23 protein-coding genes are annotated in these 22765 nt (G+C 36.8%); all 23 read left to right on the top strand.

Annotation, left to right across the window (positions count from 1 at the left end):
- Positions 1-44 precede the first annotated feature (44 nt).
- Positions 45-455 carry a universal stress protein gene (locus tag F823_RS0104195; protein ID WP_002843705.1) on the top strand — a complete coding sequence of 137 codons (411 nt, stop codon included), beginning with the start codon at positions 45-47 and terminating at the stop codon, positions 453-455.
- Between the two features lie 334 nt (positions 456-789).
- Positions 790-1338 (top strand): rubrerythrin, encoded by a 549-nt coding sequence (rbr, locus tag F823_RS0104190; RefSeq protein WP_002843693.1) that lies wholly within the window; start codon positions 790-792, stop codon positions 1336-1338.
- A 39-nt stretch (positions 1339-1377) separates the two neighbouring features.
- A complete protein-coding gene (locus tag F823_RS0104185; RefSeq protein WP_002845267.1) occupies positions 1378-1755 on the top strand; it encodes a Fur family transcriptional regulator in 378 nt (125 codons plus the stop codon).
- A gap of 28 nt (positions 1756-1783) precedes the next feature.
- On the top strand, positions 1784-2155 hold the full coding sequence (locus F823_RS0104180; protein WP_002843710.1) for a desulfoferrodoxin family protein: 372 nt from the start codon (positions 1784-1786) through the stop codon (positions 2153-2155).
- A gap of 193 nt (positions 2156-2348) precedes the next feature.
- Complete coding sequence (locus F823_RS0104175; protein WP_002845265.1) at positions 2349-3056, top strand: 5'-methylthioadenosine/adenosylhomocysteine nucleosidase; 708 nt, start codon at positions 2349-2351, stop codon at positions 3054-3056.
- A 104-nt stretch (positions 3057-3160) separates the two neighbouring features.
- Positions 3161-4159: a tryptophan--tRNA ligase gene (gene trpS, locus F823_RS0104170; RefSeq protein ID WP_002843688.1), complete on the top strand. Its 999-nt coding sequence runs from the start codon at positions 3161-3163 to the stop codon at positions 4157-4159.
- A 200-nt stretch (positions 4160-4359) separates the two neighbouring features.
- The gene (gene polA, locus F823_RS0104165) at positions 4360-7089 is read left to right on the top strand and encodes a DNA polymerase I (protein ID WP_019595414.1); all 2730 of its coding nucleotides are present in this window, start codon (positions 4360-4362) and stop codon (positions 7087-7089) included.
- Between the two features lie 18 nt (positions 7090-7107).
- Positions 7108-7722 carry a dephospho-CoA kinase gene (gene coaE / locus F823_RS0104160; protein WP_002843698.1) on the top strand — a complete coding sequence of 205 codons (615 nt, stop codon included), beginning with the start codon at positions 7108-7110 and terminating at the stop codon, positions 7720-7722.
- 18 nt (positions 7723-7740) lie between these two features.
- Positions 7741-8310: a lytic transglycosylase domain-containing protein gene (locus F823_RS0104155; protein WP_002845262.1), complete on the top strand. Its 570-nt coding sequence runs from the start codon at positions 7741-7743 to the stop codon at positions 8308-8310.
- Positions 8311-8664: 354 nt separating this feature from the next.
- Positions 8665-9834 (top strand): C40 family peptidase, encoded by a 1170-nt coding sequence (locus F823_RS0104150; RefSeq protein WP_002845261.1) that lies wholly within the window; start codon positions 8665-8667, stop codon positions 9832-9834.
- Between the two features lie 112 nt (positions 9835-9946).
- Positions 9947-10396 carry a signal peptidase II gene (gene lspA / locus F823_RS0104145; protein WP_002842673.1) on the top strand — a complete coding sequence of 150 codons (450 nt, stop codon included), beginning with the start codon at positions 9947-9949 and terminating at the stop codon, positions 10394-10396.
- Positions 10396-11358, top strand: coding sequence for an RluA family pseudouridine synthase (locus tag F823_RS0104140; RefSeq protein WP_002845259.1), 963 nt, complete (start codon positions 10396-10398; stop codon positions 11356-11358). The genes lspA and F823_RS0104140 overlap by 1 nt, the downstream gene beginning before the upstream one ends.
- Before the next feature lie 33 nt (positions 11359-11391).
- Entirely contained in the window at positions 11392-11922 is a 531-nt protein-coding gene (gene pyrR, locus F823_RS0104135; RefSeq protein WP_002842680.1) for a bifunctional pyr operon transcriptional regulator/uracil phosphoribosyltransferase PyrR, read from the top strand.
- Positions 11923-11954: 32 nt separating this feature from the next.
- Positions 11955-13721, top strand: coding sequence for an Rqc2 family fibronectin-binding protein (locus F823_RS0104130; RefSeq protein ID WP_002845256.1), 1767 nt, complete (start codon positions 11955-11957; stop codon positions 13719-13721).
- A 27-nt stretch (positions 13722-13748) separates the two neighbouring features.
- The gene (locus F823_RS0104125; RefSeq protein ID WP_002845254.1) at positions 13749-14573 is read left to right on the top strand and encodes an alpha/beta fold hydrolase; all 825 of its coding nucleotides are present in this window, start codon (positions 13749-13751) and stop codon (positions 14571-14573) included.
- Between the two features lie 51 nt (positions 14574-14624).
- Positions 14625-15506, top strand: coding sequence for a YicC/YloC family endoribonuclease (locus F823_RS0104120; protein ID WP_002845253.1), 882 nt, complete (start codon positions 14625-14627; stop codon positions 15504-15506).
- Positions 15507-15516: 10 nt separating this feature from the next.
- Complete coding sequence (gene gmk / locus F823_RS0104115) at positions 15517-16143, top strand: guanylate kinase (RefSeq protein WP_002842712.1); 627 nt, start codon at positions 15517-15519, stop codon at positions 16141-16143.
- A complete protein-coding gene (gene rpoZ / locus F823_RS0104110; RefSeq protein WP_002842682.1) occupies positions 16137-16403 on the top strand; it encodes a DNA-directed RNA polymerase subunit omega in 267 nt (88 codons plus the stop codon). Before gmk ends, rpoZ begins: the two co-directional genes overlap by 7 nt.
- Before the next feature lie 75 nt (positions 16404-16478).
- Positions 16479-17684: a bifunctional phosphopantothenoylcysteine decarboxylase/phosphopantothenate--cysteine ligase CoaBC gene (gene coaBC / locus F823_RS0104105; RefSeq protein ID WP_002845252.1), complete on the top strand. Its 1206-nt coding sequence runs from the start codon at positions 16479-16481 to the stop codon at positions 17682-17684.
- A 53-nt stretch (positions 17685-17737) separates the two neighbouring features.
- Complete coding sequence (gene priA / locus F823_RS0104100) at positions 17738-20347, top strand: primosomal protein N' (RefSeq protein WP_019595413.1); 2610 nt, start codon at positions 17738-17740, stop codon at positions 20345-20347.
- 19 nt (positions 20348-20366) lie between these two features.
- Positions 20367-20816, top strand: a complete 450-nt coding sequence (def, locus tag F823_RS0104095; RefSeq protein WP_002842667.1) for a peptide deformylase — start codon at positions 20367-20369, stop codon at positions 20814-20816.
- A complete protein-coding gene (fmt, locus tag F823_RS0104090) occupies positions 20816-21745 on the top strand; it encodes a methionyl-tRNA formyltransferase (protein ID WP_002842724.1) in 930 nt (309 codons plus the stop codon). Before def ends, fmt begins: the two co-directional genes overlap by 1 nt.
- A gap of 12 nt (positions 21746-21757) precedes the next feature.
- The gene (locus tag F823_RS0104085) at positions 21758-22450 is read left to right on the top strand and encodes a zinc metallopeptidase (RefSeq protein ID WP_019595412.1); all 693 of its coding nucleotides are present in this window, start codon (positions 21758-21760) and stop codon (positions 22448-22450) included.
- Positions 22451-22765: the final 315 nt, after the last annotated feature.

Genomic DNA, 22765 nt, shown 5'->3' with positions numbered 1-22765 from the left:
TTGTATAGTATATAATTCTATATTATATAAGGAGGTGTTTTTCCATGGAGGTAAGGAAAATATTAGTTCCAATCGATGGTACAGAAAGAAGTATGCATTCACTGGACTTTGTAAAGGGTTCATATGATAAGGATGAGGTTTCAGTAAGTATTATCAATGTTAAAGAGTTGGTGTTTATAGATGGTATTTCTATGAGTGACGAAATTAAGACATCTGAAATGATTGGTAAGGAATTGCTAGAAAAGGCTAAGTCATATCTTGAAGGCTATGACGTAAAAGGTATATTCGCATTTGGATATGCAGGTGATGAAATAGTTAGAAGATCCAAGGAAGAGGGTACTGATCTGATAGTAATGACTAAGTCAACTAAAAAGGGACTTACTAGAATTATAGGATCTTGTACTTCTTATGTCTTAAAGCACGCAGAGGCTGCAGTTTTGATTATACCAGAATAAATCTTGAGTTTTAGAGAAAAAGTTTAATAAATTTTTTGAAGACCCGTAATCATGTTATTAGATATTAATAATGGTTACGGGTTTTGTTTTATAAGCAAATATTGAAAAACAATTTACTAAATAAAATATTTCTCTAAAAAAGTTAAGATAAAAATAGGAACTGTTATTATAAATGCTATTGAGAGTTAATTTCATTAAGTGTTTTGCGCATAAAACTTTATTTTATATAAAAAATCTTGATTTTTTCGGTTTAATATAAGAAAATAGGGTATAATAATACCATAGTGATATGATATAAATATTTTAATAAAGATAAAATTTAGGAGGATTTAAAATGACACAGGAATTAAAGGGAACAAAAACAGAAAAGAACTTAAATGATGGTTTTGCCGGAGAATCAATGGCGAGAAACAAATACACTTACTATGCTTCACAGGCTAGAAAAGAAGGATACAATCAGATAGCTGATATATTCCTAGAAACTGCTGAAAATGAAAAGGAACATGCTAAGTTATGGTTCAAGGCTCTTCACGGTGGAGAAGTTCCAACAACTGAAGAAAACCTACTTGATGCAGCTGAAGGTGAAAACTACGAATGGACAGATATGTATGTTAAGTTTGAAAACGACGCTACAGAAGAAGGATTTACTGAATTAGCTAGATTATTCAAGGGTGTTGCAGCAATAGAAAAGACTCATGAAGAAAGATACAGAACTCTACTTCAGAATCTAAAGGATGGTAGAGTATTTGAAAAGGAAGAAGTTGTTGTATGGCATTGTATGAACTGTGGTCATATCCATGTTGCTAAGAAGGCTCCAAAGATATGTCCAGTATGTAAGCATCCACAGGCATTCTTCCAGGTTAAGAACGAAAACTGGAAATAAGAAACTACACTAGTTTAATTATAAGAAAGGGCGAAGGATATGAAATTTTCTAGGCAGAGAGAACTTATAATCAGTGAAGTACTCAACAGTGATGAACATCTGACAGCTGATGCTATATATGAGAGATTGAAGAAGGAAAATCCAAACCTAAGCCTTGGTACAGTATATAGAAATCTAACACAGTTGTCGGACAAGGGCATGATTGGCAAGGTTAGTATACCTGGCGATCCTGTTAGATTTGATGGTAATTTATCTAATCATAGCCACCTTATATGCGAGTCTTGTGGGAAAATTATTGATATAGATGAAAAATTATTCAATTTAGACTTTTCAAAACTACAAGAAGAGGGTATACAAGTGATAGGGACAGATATTCTACTTAGAGGAATATGTTCGGAATGTAGTAAAGTTAGATAAATATTTATATATGGAGAGGAGACATTATATGTCAAGAGAATTAGCATTTTATACAAACGAAGCAGGAGATATATTAGAAAAGTTAGTCTGTGAAGGTGGAGACCTATCAGGACTTAAGGCCATAGAAGCAAACTCAACTGATGCAGCTGGTGAAAAGCACGTTCCAGTTATAGAAGTTGCAGGAAATAAGGTAACAGTTAAGGTTGGAGAAGTTGCACATCCAATGACTGAAAAGCACCATATAGCTTTCGTAGTACTTGTAACAGAAAAGACAATTCAGAGAGTTGACCTTGACCATGAAGGTGAACCAGTTGCTGAATTCGTTCTAGCTGATGATGACAAGGCTATAGCAGCATATGAATACTGTAACCTACATGGATTATGGATTGCTCAGGCATAATAATCCTTTGATAATCGTATAGTATACCAATCGACCTACAAGATTGTCTTTATAGACCTGTCTTGTGGGTCTTTTTTATGGGATTATGGAAATTATTTCGTATCAGTATTTTCTTCAATTATGGACATGCAAGAGTATTTATGTAATAATATATATGAGATTAAAGTGGATTTATGGTGTATAAGGAGAGAATATGACTAATATAAACAAAATAGGTGTAATAGGGGCTATGAACGAAGAAGTTGTTAGCTTGACAAAGATGTTAAATAATAAAAAAGAGACTAGGGTAGCAGGGCTTACTTTTTATGAAGGTCAAATATCTGGCAAGGACTTGGTTGTAGTTGAATGTGGTATAGCAAAAGTCAATGCTGCTATGACTACTCAGATACTTATCAGTGAGTTTAAGGTGGATGCTGTTATAAATACTGGTGTAGCAGGGGCCCTGCATCAAGGCATCAAGGTAAACGATGTAGTTGTATCTACTGAGGCAATCCAGTATGATGTAGATGCTTCATTTATGGGAGACCCTAAGGGAACTATACCTAGGATGAAGACATCTGTCTTTGTTGCAGATGAAAGACTGGTAGAGGCTGCCTATAGGGCTTTTGAAGAAGGCCACGCCAAGACAAATGTCTATAAGGGTAGGGTTGTCACTGGAGATAAGTTCGTTGCTGACAAGGACACAAAGATTGAATTAAGAGACCACTTCAAGGGATATTGTTGTGAGATGGAAGGTGGAGCTATAGCCCATGTTGCCTATCTTAATGGGGTTCCGTTTGTAATAATAAGGGCTATTTCAGACAATGCTGATGATGAAGCAGGAGTTTCTTATGAAGAGTTCGTTGTTGAGGCTGCTGAGATTTCAAGAGAAATGGTAGTCAATATAATAGAAAGATTATAATTTAAATATTCATTGCCTACTTATATTGAAGAATTGGGTCTTGAGTGATATAATTAAGACATAAAAATTTGTAGCTAGATTACAATAATAAAGGAGATAAGTATATGAGCGACAAGGTAAAGAAGGTTATATTTAGTGGTGTGCAGCCATCAGGAAAGATGACTTTGGGAAATTATTTGGGAGCTTTGAGAAACTGGACGAAGCTTCAGAAGGACTATGAGTGCTTTTTTAGTATGGTAAATATGCATGCTATAACAGTACCTCAGGATCCAAAAGTACTTAGGAGACAGACAATAGAACTATTAGCCCAATTTATTGCCTGTGGTATTGAACCAGACTTAAACACTATATTTGTTCAGTCACACGTTCATGAACATGCTGAGCTTAACTGGGTTCTTTGTACTACTACATATATGGGTGAATTAAATAGAATGACTCAATACAAGGACAAGTCACAAAAGTCTGAAGCTAACTTAAATGCAGGCTTATTCACCTATCCTGTATTGATGGCAGCTGATATACTATTATACCAGGCTGACCTTGTACCAGTTGGTGATGACCAGAAGCAGCACCTTGAATTGGCAAGGGACCTAGCAACTAGGTTTAATAATAGGTTTGGCGATACTTTTGTCGTTCCTGAAGGATACTATCCAAAGGAAACTGCAAGGGTAATGAGTCTACAAGATCCAACAAAGAAGATGTCAAAGTCCGACTCAAATCCAAAGGGATTTATACTTCTTGCTGAGGATGCAGATTCAACTGCTAAGAAGATTAAGTCTGCAGTTACAGACTCTGTTGGCATAGTGAGATATACAGATGAGCAGCCAGGACTAAAGAACCTAATAAATATCTACTCTGCTATGACAGACAAGTCAGTAGAAGAGGTAGTAGCAATGTATGAAGGTAAGGGATATGGAGCCTTCAAGGGAGAAATGGCAGAAGCTGTCGTAGAAACTCTAAGACCAATAAGGGAAAAATATGCTTATTTGTTGGACAACCAAGACTATCTTGAAAAGATCTATAGAAGTGGTGCTGAAAAGGCTCAGCTTGTTGCAGCCAAGACTCTTGCTGATGTTTATGACAAGATAGGATTTATAAGATAATAATGTCGATTCAAAAAGAAACGACATAATATAAGAGAACAATAAAAACAAAACAACAAAAACAATATAACAAAACAAAGAATAAACTGATAGGAACTCAATTATTGGTTTATTCTTTTTTTGTAGTCAATACTGGTCTGACAGGACCTATCAAAGTGATTTTTGTGATATAATATAAAAATGAGGTTGAAACAACCAGTATGGAAAGTGAGGACGAAATGGATAATAATATAAATAATGAAAATATAGACAGAGACAAGGTCCTATTGTTGATAGATGGTAATTCTATAATAAATAGGGCGTTTTTTGCACTACCTCCAATGGATAATGGTGATGGACTGCATACGAATGCAATATACGGATTCTTGACAATGATGTTCAAGATGATAGACCTATATAGACCAACACATATATCAGTTGCCTTTGATGTAAAGGCACCTACATTTAGGCACAAGTCATATGAGAGTTACAAGGCAGGCAGAAAAAAGATGATGCCAGAGCTAGCTAGTCAGCTTGGACCTATGAAGGAAGTCTTAGATGTTTTGAATGTTGATAGAAAAGAGATAGCGGGCTATGAGGCAGATGATATACTAGGTACCGTGTCCTTGGATGCTGAGAAGGCTGGATACAAGGTATATGTAGTTACAGGAGACAGGGATGCTATCCAGCTTGCTTCTGATATGACTACTGTACTTATAACAAAAAAAGGTGTTGGAGAAGTTGAAGAGTATAATAGAGAGGGTGTCTATGAGAGATATCAACTTAGTCCTGACCAATTTATAGACCTTAAGGGTCTTATGGGAGACAAGTCAGATAACATACCGGGCATACCAGGTATAGGAGAAAAGACAGGTATCAAGCTATTGCTTGAATATGGTAGTGTTGAGGGGGTTCTTTCTAATGTAGACAAGTTAAAGGGTGCCCAGAAGAAAAAGGTAGAAGAAAATATGGAATCAGCTAGGATGAGTAAGGACCTAGCGACTATCATGAGAGATGTTCCTATTGATTTTGACCTTGAATCTATGGTGTTTGGGGATTTTGAGACATCAAGAGTCATAGAAAAATTCCAAGAACTTAAATTTAATAGTCTAATTTCAAAGGTAAGTGACCTATCAGGTATAGAAGATAAGGAAAGAGAAATAGACCTTATAAGGCTTAGCCAAGACAATATTGCAGATTTTATTGCTAGGGTCAAGGAAGAGTCTGAGTTATATATAAAGACTATAGCTAGGTCGGGTAATATACTTGAAAAAAATATAATATCCATGTATTTAGCTACAGGTGACGAAAGTGACAAGGCGGATCCATATAAAATATACTATATGGATAAAGAACTAGCAGAGTCTATGCCAAAAGAGATTGTAGACTTGCTTGAAGATGAGAATATAGAAAAGATAGGATGTAATATAAAGGCAGACTACATCAATCTGAGACCTTATGGTATTAGGCTTGGCAAGATTGGATTTGATATATCCATAGCAGAGTACATAATAGATTCTAAGACATCGACATCATATGATTTTGATGTTATAGCTAGCAAGTATATCTATAAGAAGATGACTTCAGAAGAGGACCTACTGGGCAAGGGTGCCAAGGCTAAGAAGTATGAAGATATAGAAAAAGAAGACTTGGACAAGTTTGCTATAGGCATAATGAATACTCTTAGTGGTGTTGTTCCTAAGATGAGACAGATCATAAAAGATGATGATATGGAAAAACTCCTGTATGATGTAGAGATACCCCTAATCGAAGTCTTAGGAGATATGGAGTACATAGGTATTCATGTTGACAAAAAAACTCTAGATGAGCTAGGAGTCTTGTTTAATGACAGGATAAAATACCTAGAGACTAAGATATACGATATATCAGGAGAAAAGTTCAATATCAATTCTCCAAAGCAGTTGGGTCTTATATTGTTTGAAAAGCTGGAACTTCCTGTAATCAAGAAGACTAAGACAGGATATTCTACCAATGCAGAGGTTCTTGAAAAATTGAGGGACAAGCATCCTATAATAGATATGATTACAGACTATAGGACTGTAGTTAAGCTAAAGTCTACATATGTAGAGGGTATCAACAATCTTATAAATCCACTTGATGGTAGGATACATTCTTCATTTAACCAGGCCATAGCTACAACAGGTAGAATATCGTCTACAGACCCTAATATGCAGAATATCCCTGTAAGAACAGACCTAGGTAGACAGCTTAGGAGGGTATTTGTTGCAGGACAGGGGAGTAAGCTAGTAGACGCCGACTACTCACAGGTAGAGCTAAGAGTCCTTGCTGATATGAGTGGTGATGAGGATATGATAGAGGCCTTTGATAGAGGTGTGGATATACATAGGAATACTGCATCACAGGTATTCGGTGTTCCTTTTGATGAGGTTTCAGCTGAGTTAAGAAGTGCTGCCAAGGCAGTAAACTTTGGTATAATATACGGCAAGAGTGACTTTGGATTGGCTAAAGACCTTGATATAAGCATAGCCAGGGCCAAGGAATATATAGACAACTACTTTGCTAGATTCCCTAAGATAAAAGGATTTATGGACCACATAGTTTCCGATGCAGAAGAAAAGGGATATTCAACTACTATATTTGGAAGAAGAAGATATATACCTGAGATAAAGTCTAGCAATTTTGTAGAGAAAAACAGGGGAATAAGGGCTGCTATGAATGCACCTATACAGGGAAGTGCTGCAGATATTATTAAAATTGCTATGGTCAACGTTCATAATAGATTGGAGGAAGAAGGTCTAAAGTCAAACCTAATTCTTCAGGTACACGATGAATTGATCGTAGAATCCCCTATAGAAGAGGTAGAAAGAGTAAGAGTATTACTAAAAGAAGAAATGGAGAATGCTGTTAATTTGAAGGTTAATTTGGATGTTGACCTGAATGTTGGAGATTCATGGTATGAAACAAAATAAGTAAGAGGAGTGGATTATATGTTGAAGGTTGGTTTAACAGGAAATATTGGATGTGGTAAGTCTACAATTTCATCCCTGCTTGAGATGAGGGACTATCATATTATAGATGCAGATTTGGTTACGAGGGATATATACGAATATGAAGATATGATAGAAAGAATTAAGATATATTTTCCCGCAGCAGTCAAAAATGAAACTGTAGATAGAAAGACATTGGGTGATATAGTATTTTCTGATAAGGATAAGTTATTGACCTTGAACAGGATAGTCCACGACAAGATACTTTCTATAATAGAGATGAGGATAGCCTTGTATTCCAGGATCCATGGAGATGGTGGAGTTGTCATAATAGACGGAGCTCTCCTATATGAAACAGATTTTAATAAGAACCTGGACAAAATGATAGTTGTTTATTGTAGGGAAGATGAACAGCTAAATAGGATACTGGATAGGGACAAGTTGACAGTTCCTCAGGCTTTGAGTAGGATAAATAGTCAGCAAGATCAGGCTGAAAAAGTTAAAAGTGCAGACTACGTGGTTGATAATTCGGGTTCGATTGAAGACTTGTATCCGAAGATAGATGCACTTGAAGAAAAACTATTGGAATGGATAGAGGAGAAGAAGAGTAGTTAACATACCATTCCAAAGATAATGGGGTGTTATAAGTTGTATAAAATAAATAGGAAGTTTTTTTATTTGCTGGTCCTATTGACCATAGCTTTGGGAGCGGGTTTATTTATGGATGATTTTAACCGTAAATTTGTATATCCCATACGATATAGGCAGGAAGTAGAGGAATATTCTAAGGAATTTGGTGTTGACAAGTATTTGGTCTACAGTATAATTAAGACTGAGAGCAAGTTTGACAAGGATGCAGTTTCTAATAAAGGTGCAAAGGGATTGATGCAAGTCACTGATAAAACAGCAAGTTGGGCTGCCAAAGAATTGAAATTGGGCAGTAGTATTAATATATTTGAGCCAAAGACTAATATTAGGATTGGAGTTTGGTATCTATCAAGGTTAGAGAGAGAATTTCATGGAAATATAGATTTGTCTATAGCTGCATATAATGGTGGTTCAGGCAATGTTAGAAAATGGCTCAATAAAGACGAGTATAGTAAAGATGGGCAGCCTTTGATGAAGATACCATTTAAAGAAACATCAGACTATACCTATAGGGTCATGAGGAACTATAAAATATATAAAAAACTATATGACTAAGCGTGATAGATAGTCAATATATAATTAGCAAAAGAATTAAAATTTAAAGTAGCAAGGTACTGAAAAAGATAAAAGTTACAAAAAAGTTACGACAATTGAGCTCTGAGCAGAGGTAAAAGTTACAAAAATCGTCAAAAAGGTTACAAAAAATGCGTTTTTTTGATAAATTTTTTGAAAAAGTCTTTACACAAGTAACAAAATGTTGTAATATAAGTACATGAGATTCAGAAAATAAGATTAAGACTTTGTAAATATGAAAAAAATGACATAAAAATAGTCTTTTGGAAAACTACTGTTTTGTAAGCAAGTATTGTTCAGTAGTTTAACGATAATAAATGAGAGGTGAGAATTTAGATGAAAAAAGCAATAACAGTGTTAGGGTTAGGTGCTGCAGCAGTTGCCATATCCGTTACTAATGCTAGTGCTTCAGAACAGCAGGTACAGAATAATGCTTTAGAACAGCAAGCACAAAATAGTACACCAGAACAGAAGCAGGCACAAACTAGTACAAGCATCAATCTTAGAGAACAGCCAAGTGCAACTTCAAATAAGGTCTCAAAACTTCAGGCAGGTTCTAAAGTAACTATAAAGGAAAGTCAGAATGGCTGGGCTAACATCCAGACAGAAGACGGACAGTGTGGCTGGGTCAGCGGATATTACGTAACTGATGAAAATGGAAAGTCAGCAGTTCCAGCTGTAAACACTAAGGTTAATCCAGTGGCTCAGAACAATAACAATTTAAATAGAAAGACATTTAAAAATAAGAATATAACTAATATTAAAAATAATAGTGAAAATGTTCAGGCAGAAAATCAGAAGACTAGTCCAAGTAGCAACGCAAGTTCTTCAGCTATGGGTAGGGTTAACTCTTCAGTTGGCCTAAATGTTAGATCAGGAGCAGGAATTAATAACAAAGTTATATCAACTCTTAACAACAATGACGATGTAGAAATACTTGGTGAAGAGTCAGGTTGGTATAAGGTGAGACTATCAAATGGAACTATTGGATATGTTGGCGCTGGTTATATAGCTAAGACACAGGGGAATGTAACTAACAATTCACAGGGAAATTTAACTAACAATTCACAGAGAGATAACTCGCAAACAGATGCGGTAGCTGATAAAAATAAATCAGGTCTTACTCCTACTAAGGCAAGTGGTGCTGTAGCAAAGATAGCTCAGTCTCTACTAGGAACAAGGTATTCATGGGGTGGAACATCTACTTCAGGATTTGACTGTTCAGGATTTACTCAGTATGTATATAAGAAGGCTTTGGGTATTGATATACCTAGAGTTTCTAGAGCTCAGGCTTCTGCTGGTAGGGCTGTAAGTCTTGCTAATGCTATTGCAGGAGACTTATTATACTTTGACACAATGGGTAGCGGTACAGTAAGTCATGTTGGTATATACCTAGGAAACGGAAAGTTTATACACGCTAGTGGTACAGCTTCAAACCCTGAATATGTAAAAACATCTAGCCTATCTGAGAGTTGGGTAAAATGTTTAGGAGCTAGAAGATTTTAATTAAAATGAATAAGAATCTAAGGATGCTGATTTTTCAGCATCTTTTTTTTATTTTATCAACACTTTGTGATATAATTGATATAACTAGAATTTTGTTTAAAAGGAGCATAAAATGTACGAATTGTTGATACTACTATTGATATTTATAGACCAAATATCAAAGGTTAAGATAAAGGCTATTCTCGGTAATCGTGGTAGCATACCTATTATTGATGGATTTTTCAACCTTACCTATGTTGAAAACAGGGGGGCAGCTTTTGGTTTGTTTCAAGACAAACAAATGGTGTTTGTCCTAGTCGCCCTTGTGGTAGTAATAGTGGGCCTGGGTTATATACATAAGTCCAACATTACAAAGATGGCTAAGGTCTCAATTGCTCTTATAATAGCAGGTGCTGTTGGCAATGTTATTGACAGGGCTAGGTTAGGATATGTTATAGACTTTTTTGACTTTAGGTTTATATGGTCTTATGTGTTTAACTTCGCAGATATACTGGTTGTTGTTGGTACTATAATTTTGGCAGTGTATATATTGTTTTTTTATAAGGAATATGAGGGTGAGTAATGAAAGAAAAAGATTTTGAACTAGATACACTAGCACTTGCTGATGAAATAGATGTTGATGTTTATATAGTATCAGATGATGATGAAGACTCGAGACTTGATTTTTATATTGCTAGTCAATATAGGGATATATCTAGGTCCTACATACAAAAGTTGATCAAGGAAGATAGGATAAGGGTGAATTCTAAAATTGAAAAGGCTAGCTACAAGGTTAAAACTGGGGATAAGATTGAAGTGAATATGCCTGAACCTCAGGCCTTAGAGATAGAGCCACAGGATATAGGCATAGATATAGTCTACGAAGATGACTATCTTATGGTTGTAAATAAGCAACAGGGTATGGTTGTACATCCGGCACCGGGAAACCCTGATAGGACTCTTGTAAATGCTGTTTTATTTCATTGTGGAGACAGGCTTTCGTCAATCAACGGTGTTATAAGGCCTGGCATTGTACACAGGATAGACAAGAATACGTCAGGCCTGCTTGTAATAGCCAAGGACAACCAAACTCACCAGGGGCTATCTGATCAATTTAAGGTGCATTCAATAACAAGAGAGTATGAGATGATATGCATAGGTAATGTTGAATGGCAAGAAAAAACTATTGACGGACCTATAGGTAGAAATCCCAAGGACAGGATGAAGATGGCTATAGTAAAGACAAATGGCAAGAGGGCGGTAACCCATTTTAGGCTTGTTGAAAACTACGATGGATACTCTCACCTAAGTGCAAGGCTTGAGACAGGAAGAACCCACCAGATAAGGGTCCACATATCCTCTATAAATAGGCCTATATTGGGGGACAACCTATATGGCTATAAGGTAAAGAAGTTTGCGAAATTAGAAGGACAATGCCTACACGCTAGGAAGTTGGGATTCATTCATCCAATAAGTGGGAAGTATATGGAGTTTGATAGTGACTTGCCTGAGTACTTTGAGGATGTATTAAATAAACTTAGGTAAGTACAGTGATGATATTTGATTATGAGGTGTAAAATGGAAAAGGCTAGGATAATGGATTCAAAGGCAGTCATGAGGGCTGTAACTAGAATAAGTCATGAAATAGTTGAGAAGAATAAGGGTATTGAGAATATATTTATTGTTGGGATTAAGACTAAGGGTATCCCTTTGGCAAAGATGATAGCTAAAAAAGTAAGTGAAATAGAGGGTGGAAATGTTATATCTGATTTTATAGATATAACTAGATACAGGGATGACATAACACATGATAAGATTAGAGATACTGTTGATGAGAGCTTTAGTCTTGATGTTGAAGGCAAGACTGTAATACTTGTCGATGATGTCTTGTTTACAGGAAGAACTATAAGGGCTGCTATGGACTATATTATAGACAATGGAAGGCCTAGCATGATACAGTTGGCTGTATTGATAGACAGGGGGCATAGAGAACTTCCAATCAGGGCTGACTATGTAGGCAAAAATGTCCCTACTTCTAGGACGGAATCTGTTCAAGTCAAGTTTGAAGAATTGGATGGAGAAGATGCAGTTATAATTTGCGATAAATAAGAATTAATAAGATTAAGAGGAAGGTTACATAAATGGCATTTGATGCGATAGTAGTAAATTCTCTTGCTAGGGAATTGAACGAAATGTTGGAAGGAACTAAAATTGACAAGGTCTACCAACCTGAAAAGGATGAGGTATGCCTTAAAATAAGGGCTGGTAAGGATAACTACAAGCTAGTATTGAGTGCAAGTCCATCGCACCCAAGGGTATATATAGCGGATAATTATGAAAAGCAAAATCCTAAAAAAGCTCCTGTTTTCTGTATGACACTTAGAAAGCATATACAGTCTGGAGTAATAGCAGGTGTTGTCCAGGTTGGCTTTGAGAGAATTATCAGGATAGCCATAGATTCATATGATGAGCTAAGGGAAAAAACAAGAAAGTACCTTTATGTTGAAATCATGGGCAAACACTCTAATATTATACTGGTTCACGATACTGAGAACAGGATACTGGACTCTATAAAGAGGGTTCCACCTAGTGTATCTAGGTTAAGGCAGATACTACCTGGTATGGCATATGAATTACCCCCAGTTCAAGACAAGATCAATCCTATGGCAAATATTGATAGGCAAGAATTGATTGATAGAATCAGGTCTTGTGATATGCAGATATTTAAGGCGATATATAGCAACATATTAGGCCTGTCACCTACAGTTGCTAGGGAGATATGTTATAGGCTAGATATAGACAAGTCAATGTCAAGTCTTGAGATAGGCGACGGAGAAATAGATAGGATTATAAAAGAGATAAATATTATGTTTGGCAAGTTAGAGTTGGGTCAAGCATATCCAAATATGATAATAGACCAAAAAAGAGACAAAATAGTCGAGTTTTCATCTATAAAGTTAAACCAGTATGAAGACCTTACTGAGATAAATTTTGACAGGGTATCCCAGGCTATAGAGTCCTATTATATAAGTAAGGATATAAAGGACAGGATAAACCAGAGGGCTTCTGCCATGAAAAAGAGCCTTCAGATAAAGCTAGACAGGGTCAACAATAAGATTAAAAAGCAGAATCAAGAGCTGCTAGAGTCTGAAAAGGCTGATGACTACAGGGTCAAGGGAGAGCTTCTAACTTCTTATATATATATGGTTCAAAAGGGTATGGAAGAGGTCGAATTGGATAATTTCTATGACAATAACTCAAAGATAAGGGTAAGCCTCAATAAAAATCTTACTCCATCTGAAAATGCTCAAAAGTATTTCAAAAAATACAACAAGATGAAAAATGCGAGCGAAGAGATAAGTAAACAGATAAAAATCAACCTTGAAGAGTCTGAGTACCTAGAAAACAGTCTTCTTGCAATTGAAAACTGCGATAATGACAAGGACCTAAAGGAAATAAGAGAAGAATTGATTAGAGAAGGGTATATCAAGTCTTACAGGATGCCTAAGAAGGATATCAAGCCAAATACCCAGTACTTGAAATATATGTCAAGTGGAGGCAATCTTATAATGGTTGGTAAAAACAACAAGCAGAATGACTACCTTACACTTAGGTTGGCAGATAATGAAGACTTGTGGTTCCATACAAAGAACATACCTGGATCACACGTTGTCTTAAAGTGTGCTGGTAAAAAGGTCTTAGATGAAGAAATATTAGAAGCTGCAACACTTGCAGCCTACTACAGTAAGGCCAAGATGTCAGCCAATGTACCTGTAGACTATACAATCAAAAAGCATGTCAAAAAACCATCTGGTGCAAAACCGGGTATGGTTATATACGAGACTAATAAGACAGCCTATGTTACACCTAGTGATGAAGCAAAGGCTAAGATAAGGGGATTTGAATAAGTTGTAAATAACCTTGGAGGTAACGGGATGTATTTTACTAATTCATCAGGATACAGGATCTACTATGAGGATTCAGGTGAGGAAAATTTAATACCAATTGTATTTCTCCATGCTTGGGGAACTAGCCACAAAGACTTTAGCTATAGCTATGATAATATAGAGGGATACAGGAAGATAGTTTATGACCACAGGGGCTTTGGGCTTTCAGATAAGCCTGACAGAGATATGTCGCTTGGATGTCTTGCCCAAGATTTAAAAGAACTTATGGAATATCTAAAATTAGACAAACCTATCTTGCTGGGTTACTCTATGGGAGCCTGCATATTGTTTAAGTATTTCCAGATGTATGGAGATGGAGATATTAGGTCCCTGATAATATGTGATATGACACCTAAGGTAGTTAGTGATGAAGATTGGAATTTAGGTATAATGTTTGGAGACTTCAAGCAAGAGGACTTTATAAAGTCTGTTGCTGACCAGTTTGAAAATATGGAAGAAGCCTACTATCACATGTATACAAAGATTGATCCAGACCTCAAAAAGATAGACCAAAGAGTAGTTAAAAGGGCCATAGCAGGTGACTTGGCTGGTAACTCTTATTATTCAATAACATCTATGTGGTTTTCTATTTGTAGCTCAGATTTTAGGGAGGATATAAAAAAGATAAAGGTGCCTACCGGTCTTTTCTTTGCAAGTCCAGGGTCCCTGGTTAATCCTGAGGTGGTGAGATATCTAGAGAAAAATATAGAAAATACCTACACTTGTATATTTGAAAATTCAAGTCATGGATTTGTAAATAATAAGCCGAGATATTTTAAGATGGAGCTTGAAAACTACTTAAAAATACTGTAAAAGTATGGTATAATGGAAGTTACGAAATTAATTTATTGACAGGGAGGTACTATGGCAAAGAGCATGACAGGTTTTGGCATGGGGGAATATAAGGACGACAAGTATAATATTTCCGTAGAATGCAAAACTATAAACCATAAATATTTAGACGTCAACCCTAGGCTACCTAGAAAGGTGTCATTCTTGGAAGATAGACTGGGACAGTTGGTCAAGGATTATATCTCAAGGGGTAGAGTAGATATGTTTATAAAGTTTGACACAGTTAGTTCATCAGGTGCTAAATTAGTTTATGATGAAGACTTAGCCAAACAGTACTTTGAAATACTAAAGAGGATAAAAGATGGTTTTGATCTAAAGCAAGAGATCAACCCAGTTGAGATATCAAAATTTCCAGAGGTTGTGTCTGTAACAGAGGCAGAAGATGATGAAGAAATCTTGTGGAATGCCCTAAGAGAGGCTAGTGAAAAAGCCCTTATGAGTCTTTCTAATATGAGAAAGGAAGAGGGCACTAAGCTTGAAAAGGATATAATAGAGAGATCTAACCTACTTGAAAAATACATTGATGATGTTGAAAGATTTTCTGACACAGTTGTGGAAGACTACAGGTCTAGGCTAAACCAGAGAATAGGCGAGATCCTAGAAAATCCAGCCCTAGTTGATGAGGCGAGATTGGCTCAAGAGGTAGCCATATATGCAGATAAGTCAAGCATCACTGAAGAAATAGTTAGGTTTAGAAGTCACATAAACCAGCTTAGGAACACAATTGTAAATGATGATTCAATAGGGCGTAAGTTAGACTTTTTGATTCAGGAGATGAATAGGGAAGTTAACACTATAGGGTCTAAGTCATCAGCCATTGACATAACCAACTTGGTTATCCAGATAAAGGCTGAGCTTGAAAAGATTAGAGAACAAGTACAGAATATAGAGTAGGAGTAGGCATATGATAAAAAAAAGGGGCTTATTGTTGGTAGTATCAGGACCTAGTGGTACAGGCAAGGGAACTATATGTAAAAAGATGGTCGAAATGAATGATGCAATCAAGTTATCTGTATCAGCTACTACTAGACAACCTAGACTTGGAGAAAAAGAAGGAATCAGCTATTATTTCAAGACAAGAGAAGAATTTGAAAAAATGGTTGAAAATGGCGAGTTTTTAGAGCACGCCATGATATATGACAACTACTATGGAACACCTAAGCAAGCCATAGTTGACCAACTAGATGCAGGGGTCGATGTGATTCTAGAAATAGAGATGCAGGGTGCAAGACAGATTAGAGAGGTATGTCCTGATGCGGTATTTGTATTTATATTGCCACCTAGTCTTGATGAATTGAAACATAGGATTGTTGGAAGAGGAACAGAAACAAAAGAACAAATAGAAAAAAGATTTAATAGCGCATACAATGAGATAAAGTTGTTGGGTGACTATGATTACTTTATTTTTAATAATATAGTTGATAAGTCTGCTGAGGAAATTTTTGAAATAATAAAATCAGAAAAATCTAGGGTAGCAAGATATAAAAAAGATATATTTGATATGTTTGAAAGGGAGAAAGAAAAATGTTAAAGCCATCATTAAACGACATAGTAGAAAAGATAGACAATAGGTACTACCTAATAGCGACAGTTTCAAAGAGAGCCAGAGAAATAGTTGATAACTCAAAGCCTCTAATAGACGCTGATGAAAAAGACAAGCCAGTAGTTGTAGCTAGTGAAGAGATAATAGCAGGCAAGGTATCTTATAGACTCCTAACTAATGAAGAAATAGAAGAAAAAGAGAGAGTTCATAAGTTAGAACAGGAAAGAAAGTTACTAGAACAGGAATAATATTAAGTAGTTAGTAAAAATAAATCAATAGTGCCACATATTGTGGTATAGAAGGTTGATAAATTAGGTGATAGTATGTTAAAGAATAAGACTATAGTTGTTGGTGTTACAGGAGGCATAGCTGCTTATAAGGCCTGTGATGTAGTAAGTAGGCTTAGAAAATTAGGTTCTGGGGTTCATGTGATTATGACCCAATCGGCCTGTGAGTTTGTGGCTCCATTGACACTTCAAACATTGAGCAACAACTTTGTTATAAGGGATATGTTTCAAGATCCAAAGACTTGGGAAGTTGAACATATTGAACTAGCCAAGGCTGCAGACTTATTTTTGATAGTGCCTGCAACTGCAAATTTTATAGGTAAGATAGCATCAGGCATAGCTGATGATATGTTGACAACGACAGTGATGGCTACAAGGGCCAAGTGTATAATTGCACCAGCTATGAATACTAATATGTATTCAAATCCTATAGTTCAGGACAACATAGATAAACTAAGGGGCTTGGGTTATGGGTTTATAGAGCCAGCATCAGGCCTACTAGCATGTGGAGATACAGGCAAGGGCAAGCTTGCTGATGTTGACACAATAATTGAGAGTGTAGAAGAATACTTTGAAGATATTAATAGAGATCTTGAAGGAATTAGAATAATAGTAACAGCAGGGCCTACTATAGAGGCTATAGATCCAGTTAGGTATATAACCAACAGGTCTTCTGGTAAGATGGGATATTCGATAGCAAGTCAGGCGGTTAAGAGGGGGGCTAGGGTCACTCTAGTAAGTGGAAAAACCAACCTTGATAGGCCTAAGGGACTTGAAAAATTGATAGAGATAGAATCTGCCAACGATCTATATAAGGCGATGATGTCAGAGTTTGACAAGAATGATGTCGTCATACAGTCAGCTGCTGTAGCGGACTACAAGCCAAAGTCTTATTCAGACAAAAAAATAAAAAAATCTGATGAAGATTTGCTTATTAGACTGGATAGGAACAAGGATGTAGCCAAGGAATTGGGCAAGATAAAAAAACACCAAGTATTAGTTGGTTTTGCTGCAGAGACAAATGACTTGCTAGATAATGCAAGTGCAAAAATAAAAAAGAAAAACCTAGACTTTATAGTCGCCAATGACTTGACTATTTCAGGTGCTGGATTTGGTACTGATACAAATATTGTCAAGTTAATTGATTCAAAGGGCGATATTCAGGAACTGCCAAAGTGCATGAAAACAGAAGTGGCTGACCATATACTAGATAAGGTCAAGTCTATACTTGAAACTAGGTAGGACTTTTAGAGGAGGGTGTATACCTTTCTCTTTTTTTTGAGGGAGGTGGTTTTGTGTATGTAGAAGTTATAGTAAGGTCAAAAGCTAGGTATGCTGATAAATTATTTACATACAGCCTTCCTAAGCATTTTGCGGACCAGGTAAAGATTGGACATAGGTTGAGCGTACCAATGGGTAAGTCAAACAAGCCAATAGAAGCCTTTGTATTTAATATAAAACAAGGTCTTGACCAATCAGCTGATATATATGAAGTTGGTCCTAAAATAAAGGATATAATTGATATTTTAGATGAAGATCCTATGCTTACAAAGGACAATATCAGACTTATTTATTGGATGAGGAAAAAATATATGTGTACCTTTGTAGACTGTATAAACCTATTCTATCCAAAGGGCTACAGGTCTGAGTCTAAAAAAATCCTGCTCATGACAGATGGAGCAGAGGAGATATATAGGCAGATAGAAAATTTTGAAGATGAAGAACTTGAAATAGCTAGTATTGAAAGAGATAATATGGGAAAAGATATTGCTAAAAGTGCTAGTATTGAAACTCCTAATATCGAAAGTAAGGACCTTGATACCTATAGGTCTTTTAGAAAGCTTTTGTATTCATCAAAAGAAGCTAAATATATAGATTATGATGAATTTGTAGAAGGACACTCTAAGGCTTCTCTTTCTAGGTTGATAGACAAGGGGCTTATCAAAATTGGATGGACCTATATAGAAAGTAAAAATGAGAAAAAGATAAAATATATAAGTCTGGCGAAAAAACCAGAAGAACTTGATAAATATATAAAAGAAAACAAGATCAGGCTTGGCAAGAAACAGGAAAAGATAATAGAATTTCTAAAATTAAATCAAAATGTATGCCTAAAGGACCTATGCCAGATATTGGATGTAGGTTTGTCTAGTGTTAACAGCCTTATAGACAAGGCCTTGATAGACTCTAGTGAGGTGGATTACTTTAGGTCATATGATGATTCTTTTAAGATTGACAAGAGGGAAATATTCCTAAATGAAGACCAGACTAGGGTGAGCCAAGAAATATTTTCTGATATGGAAAATCCTGATAAGAAACCATACCTACTTCATGGTGTGACAGGTAGCGGTAAGACTGAGGTCTACCTTGACCTTATTGAAAAATATCTTGGTCAAGGTATGGACTCCATATTTTTGGTGCCTGAGATAGCCTTGACTCCCCAGATGATAGCTAGGGTGAAAAACAGGTTTGGAAATATAGTGGGGGTCTTTCACTCACAACTATCAGCTGGTGAGAAACACGATGTATATAGGCAGATAAGAAGGGGGAATATCAGGGTACTTGTAGGTACTAGGTCATCTATTTTTATGCCTTTTAGTAACCTAGGCCTAATAATAATAGATGAAGAGCATGACTCAAGTTACCAGTCTGATATGACTCCAAAATACGATGCAATTGAGGTTGCCAGGACTATGGCCAAAATATACGGAATCAACCTAGTCTTGGGGTCTGCAACTCCAAAGGTATCCGACTATTATAGGGCCTTGGAGGGCGGCTATAAGCTTGTGGAGCTAGTCAAGAGGGCTAATAATAGACCCATGCCCAAGATAGACTTGGTTGATATGAGAAAGTCATTTAATCCAATGACCAATAACTTTTTGTCTGATAGGATGTTGGATGAGGTGAGGGCTACAATTGAGGCAGGCAACCAAGTTATCCTATTTCTAAACAGGAGGGGCTATGCAAATTTTGTGACCTGCAAAGAATGTGGCTATGTATTTAAGTGTGGCAACTGCGATATATCCCTTACCTACCACAAGTCTTCCAACAAGGGGGTCTGCCATTATTGTGGTCATGAGGAAAATATAGCCCGTATATGTCCCCAGTGCGGAGGTATGCATATATCGAGTGTTGGAACGGGTACTCAGAGGATAGAAGAAGAGATAAGGTCTCAAATAGAAAGTGCCAAGGTCCTTAGGGTAGACAAGGATACAACGTCAAAGAAGGGTGACCTAGAAAATATCTTAATCAAGTTCCAAAACCAAGAGGCCAATATACTGATAGGGACCCAGATTATAACCAAAGGCCATGACTTTGACAATGTAACCCTAGTAGGTATAGTTTCAGCAGATATGATGCTCAACTACCCAGATTATAAGGCTGCAGAGATGACTTTTCAACTTGTGACTCAGGTAGCTGGAAGGGCTGGAAGGGCTGAAAAAGAGGGTAGGGTAATCCTACAGACCTATGACACAGACCACTTCGCTATCAGGGCTGCAGTGAACTATGACTATAAGGGATTTTATAATAATGAGATAAGGATTAGAAAGACTTTCGGTTATGAACCCTTTAATAATATGTTAAGGCTTGTATTTTCAGGGAATAATTATAAGAAAGTAAAGTACAATTCAGAGAAATTTTTTGAATCTATCCTCTACCTTATCAAGCACCAGTGTGGTGGGGAGGATATTCAAAGCTATAGTAAATCAATCCTTGGACCGAATGAATGCTCTATAAACAGGATAAATTCTAAGTATAGGTGGCAGGTTGTCATAAAGGATAGGTATTTAGATATAAAGACCATAAAAAATATGGTAAAATATTTATGTATATCTAAGTTTGATGATATATTTGACAAGGACATACAGATAAGTATAGAGGTAAACCCAAATTCATATATATAGTAGGAGGTTATAAAGTAAGATGGCAATTAGAAATGTAGTAAAAATGGGAGATCCCGTTTTAAATAAGAAGGCAAAGAAGGTTGTAGATTTTAATGAAAAGCTACATACATTATTGGATGACATGGCGGATACAATGTACAATGAAGACGGTGTAGGTCTTGCAGCCCCACAGGTTGGCATACTTAGAAGGGCTGTTGTAGTTGACATTGGAACAGGCCTAATAGAACTTATCAACCCACAAATCATTGCACAAGAGGGTGAGCAAACAGACGTTGAGGGCTGCCTTAGCGTTGTAGACTATGTAGCTGAGGTTACAAGGCCTAACTACGTAAAGGTAAAGGCACAGGACAGGAATGGAAAAGACTTTGAAATAGAAGGTGAAGGACTTATGGCGAGGGCTTTTTGTCATGAACTTGACCATCTAGAGGGAATACTATTTGTAGAGCGTGTAGAAAAGGGTGATAAATAATGCGTATAGTCTTTATGGGAACACCGGAGATTGCAGTTGACTCTCTAAAAAAATTAATAGATGATGGCCATGATGTATGTGCTGTTGTAACCCAGCCAGATAGACCTAAGGGAAGGGGCAAAAAACTTGCTATGTCTCCTGTAAAGGAGTTGGCACTAGAAAAGGGCATAGATGTTTTGCAGCCAGAGAAGGCATCTTCAGAAGAGTTCGTAGAGAAGATAAGGGGTCTAGAACCAGATTTGATAGTTGTTATAGCCTTTGGACAGATACTTAAAAAAGACCTACTAGATATACCAAAGATAGGTTGTATCAATGTCCATGTATCAATACTGCCTAAGTACAGGGGAGCAGCTCCTATAAACTGGGTCCTAATAAATGGTGAGGAAAAAACAGGTGTAACGATAATGTTTATGGATGAAGGCCTAGATACTGGTGACATAATCACTTGCAAGGAATTTCCTCTGGATATAGATATGACAGCTGGAGACCTTCATGACCTTATGATGGTTGAAGGAGCTGAACTACTAGGCAAGACAGTCAAAGACCTTGAGTCAGGTAACTATACTAGGACAGCTCAAAATCATGAGGAGTATTCATATGCACCTATGATGGACAGGGACCTTGGTCATATAGATTTTTCTAGGACAGCAAGAGAGGTCCACAACCTTGTAAGGGGCACAATACCTTGGCCTGGAGCTTGGACTATGTCTGATATGGGTAAGATAAAAATATGGAAGACAAGGTTGACTGGTAAAAAGACAGACAAGGAGACGGGAACCATTGTTAGTCAGACCAAGGAAGGACTTGAGATTGCGTGTAAGGACGAGACTATTTTGGTCTTAGAATTACAGGTTCCAAATAAGAAGAGGATGCCTTTTTCAGAATTTATTAAGGGAAATAGGTTAGAATCTTCTTATAAGTTTAATTAAGGAGTGATAAATATGTATCCGTATGGTTATTATATGGATAGTAGTATGTTGATATTGATACCGGCAATAATACTGAGTATGTATGCCTCATTCAAGGTCAACTCTACTACCAGCAAGTATTTTAAGGTGAGGTCAGAAAAGGGAATACCAGGCTCAGAAGTTGCTAGGAGGATTTTGGATGCCAATGGCCTAAGACATGTTCCAGTAGGTCCAGTAGCTGGAAATCTTACAGACCATTATGATCCTAGAGGTAAGACAGTTTCTTTATCTGAAGAGGTATATTATGGAACTTCTATAACATCTGTATCAGTAGCTGCCCATGAGTGTGGACACGCTATTCAAGATAGCCTAGCCTACAAGCCGTTGTTGCTTAGGTCGATGATAGTTCCGGCTGTCAATTTTGCATCTTCAGCTTCATGGATAATAATAATGATGGGATTTTTTATCAATGTTAAATTTCTATGGTTAGGTATAATACTGTTTTCTGCTACAGTAGTATTCCAGTTGGTTACTCTTCCAGTTGAGTTTGATGCTTCAAGAAGGGCCCTAGTCCAATTAGAAGAGCTTGGAATAGTCAGCCATGACGAGAGAAGGCTTAGCAGAAAAGTACTGAGTGCAGCTGCCTTGACATATGTTGCAGCCGCATTATCATCTATACTACAGCTACTGAGACTAGTCTTGATAGCAAGTAGAAGAGATGACTAAATTGATGAAGAGACATTGAGGTCCTTTATCCATTTTGGGTAGGGACCTTTTTGGGTATGACGGGCATGCCGTCAGTCTGTGGTGAAAGTCCACGTAGGGCGTAGTTGCCGACGAACCTCATAGCAACTTGCAAGGTTATCACCGTGAGGTGATGGCGAGAAGAAGCAATAGCAAAATCGTAGCCTGACGTACAGAAACCTAATATAAAGGCTTACATAAAGGATGAGTGGGCCCAAAGTCACGAAGTCCAAAAGGCAAACGTAACTTATGTAAGTAAATTAGGCAGGTAGACGAGGAAAGACTGACGACTTATCC

The sequence above is a fragment of the Peptostreptococcus anaerobius VPI 4330 = DSM 2949 genome, assembly GCF_000381525.1.
GTDB lineage: Bacteria > Bacillota > Clostridia > Peptostreptococcales > Peptostreptococcaceae > Peptostreptococcus > Peptostreptococcus anaerobius.
Note: the sequence above shows the minus strand (reverse complement) of the source record. Positions and strands in the feature narration are given on the sequence as shown.